Source organism: Actinosynnema sp. (assembly GCF_052038725.1).
On the sequence record NZ_JBQGCX010000716.1, the window covers coordinates 1 to 2,905 of the forward strand.

Annotated in this window: 2 protein-coding genes; both read left to right on the forward strand. The window is 72.9% G+C overall.

Translation table 11 applies throughout. From position 1 onward, the window contains the following. Positions 1-1,575: polyprenol phosphomannose-dependent alpha 1,6 mannosyltransferase MptB (mptB, locus tag ACTUAL_RS14930; protein WP_440900667.1), on the forward strand; the 1,575-nt coding region annotated here is incomplete at its 5' end. 131 nt (positions 1,576-1,706) lie between these two features. Beyond that, positions 1,707-2,905: cellulase family glycosylhydrolase (locus ACTUAL_RS14935; protein ID WP_440900668.1), on the forward strand; the 1,199-nt coding region annotated here is incomplete at its 3' end.

A 2,905-nucleotide genomic window follows, 5' to 3' on the forward strand; every position in this document is an offset into this window, starting at 1 on the left:
GGGGTGGGCGGCGCGGAGGCCGGCAGCGCAGGGATCGACGCCGCAGTGGTCCAGGCCACTGCCGCGAACGCCGCCGAGCCCGCCTCGGCCTCCGCTCCCGCTCCCGCGACGGCGTGGGCGGCGTCACCGGAGGTGCTGCGCTGGCTCGGCGTCGTCGCGACGCTCCTGCTCACCGGCGCCGCCTGGACCGCCCTCCTGGTCACCGACCCGCCACCCGCCGTGGCCGTCACCGCCCTGGCGGCGGGCGTCTCCGGCGTCGGACTGCTGGTCCTGGCCTGGTCGCTGCTCGGCCGCACCGCCCGCGCCCCCGGCGGGCTGCCCGCCGTCGCCTGGCTGCGCGGAACGCTCGCGCTGTGGGCCGCGCCGCTGGTCGTCGCGCCGCCGCTGTTCAGCGGGGACGTGCACAGCTACCTCGCGCAGGGCGAGATCGCCGCGCGCGGCATGGACCCGTACGAGCTCGGGCCCGCGCAGGCGCTCGGGGCCGATTCGGAGATCGTCTCGCGGGTGAGCGACTACTGGCAGGGCACGCCCTCGCCGTACGGGCCGCTGACCACCGCGATCCAGCAGGCCATCGCCACCGCGGCTCCCGGCGACCCGGTCGTCGGCGTGCTGCTGCACCGGGCGTTCGCGCTGCTCGGGGTGCTGCTGGTGGTGTGGTCGGTGCAGCGGCTCGCGGTGCTCGCCGGGGTGTCGCGGCGCACCGCGCTGTGGCTGGGCGCGCTGAACCCGCTGGTGCTGTGGCACTTCGTCGCGGGCGTGCACAACGACGCGCTGATGGTCGGGCTGATGCTCTCCGGCGTCGCGGTGGCGCTGACCGCGCTCACCGGCGAGGTCGACCGGTGGCAGCTCGCGGGCGGGATCGCGCTGATCGGGACCGGGGCGGCGGTGAAGCTGCCCGCGATCATCGCGCTGGCCGTGGTCGGGACCGCGCTGGCCCGGCGGTTCGGCGGCGGCTCCGGGAGGTTCGTGCTCGCCGGGGCCGCGATGGTGGTGGCGTCGGTGGTGGTGTTCGCGGCGCTGTCGCTGGCGACCGGGGTCGGGTTCGGGTGGCTGTTCACGCTCGGCACGTCCGGCGGGGTCAACAGCTGGATGGCGCCGACGAACTGGTTCGGGTTCCTCACCGGGGGGATCGGGGCGCTGTTCGGGGCCTCGATCACCCAGACCACGATCGGGGTCGGGAAGCTGATCGGGTACGCGGTCATCGCGGGCTGCTTCGCCCGCGTGCTGCACCGGCAGCTGCGCGGCCGGGTCGAGCCGATCACCGCGCTGGGGCTGATGATGGCGGCGTTCGTGGCGTTCGGCCCGGTGATCCAGCCCTGGTACCTGCTGTGGACCGTGCCCGCGCTGGCCGCGTGTCTGCCGGTCGGGCGGGTGCACCGGCGGATCGCCTGGCTGGTCGCGGTGCTCTCGCTGGTGATCCCGCCGTTGGCGGGGAACTTCGCCGGGCGGGTGGGCGAGCTGGTCGGCGGGTACGCCGGGGGCGCGCTGGTGGTGGCGGCGGTGTTCTTCGCGCTGCGGCGGGTCGGGGAGCGGGCGGCCGTCGCGCAGACCGGGTGGGCGCGCCCGCGCGGCTGAGGGCAGGCTCGAGTCGATTCGCCGTCGAACCGCCCGCTCCGGGCTCGAAGCGTTCGACGGGGTTGTCGAACCCCTGTTCACCAACCATGCTCGGACCGCGTCACGATCCCCTCAACGCAGAGGTCACTGTCATGACCAGGGTATTCGCCTTGCTCGGCGCCACGCTGCTGGCCATCGCCGGCCTCGTGGTCGTCGCCCAGCCGCCGCAGGCGCAAGCCGCCGTCGGCCTGCACGTCAGCGGCACGAAGATCGTGGAGGCCAACGGGCAGCCGTTCGTCATGCGCGGGGTCAACCACCCGCACGTCTGGTACACCGGCCGCACCAGCTCGTTCGCCGACGTCAAGGCGCTCGGCTCCAACACGGTGCGCGTGGTGCTGGGCAGCGGCAAGCGCTGGGGGCCGTCCAGCGACACCGCCGCGGTCAACGCGCTGTGCAAGCAGAACAAGCTGATCTGCGTGCTGGAGGTGCACGACACCACCGGGTACGGCGAGGAGGGCGCGGCGGCCTCGCTCGACGAGGCGGTGGACTACTGGATCAGCCAGAAGTCCGCGCTGGTCGGCCAGGAGGACTACGTCATCATCAACATCGGCAACGAGCCGATCGGCAACACCAACGCCGCCCAGTGGACCGACGCGACCGTCAACGCGGTCAAGGAGATGCGGGCCAACGGGTTCCAGCACCTGCTGATGGTCGACGGCCCGAACTGGGGCCAGGACTGGCAGTACGTCATGCGCGACAACGCGCAGCGCGTCCTGGACGCCGACACCCAGCGCAACACCGTGCTGTCGATCCACATGTACGCGGTGTTCAGCACGCCCGCCAGCATCATCGACTACCTGGACCGCTTCCAGGCCAACGGGTGGCCGCTGGTGATCGGCGAGTTCGGCTGGAAGTTCGCCTCCGGCGAGGTCGACCACGAGACCATCCTCGCCCAGGCGCAGGCCAGGGGGATGGGCTACCTGGGCTGGTCGTGGAGCGGCAACACCGATCCGATCCTGGACATGGCCACCGACTTCGACCCGGCCCGGCTGACCACGTGGGGGCAGCGCATCTTCAACGGCGCCAACGGGATCAAGGCCACCTCGCGCGAGGCGTCGATCTACGGCGGCGGCAACCAGCCCACCAGCACCACCACCACGACGACGACCACCACGACCACCACGACGACCCCGCCGCCCACCGGCTCGTGCACCGCGAGCTACACCACCACCGGCCAGTGGCAGGGCGGGTTCCAGGCGGAGGTCCGGGTCACGGCGGGGGCCAAGGCGATCAAGTCGTGGACGGTGACCTGGACGTTCGCCGACGGCCAGACCGTGAGCAACGCGTGGAA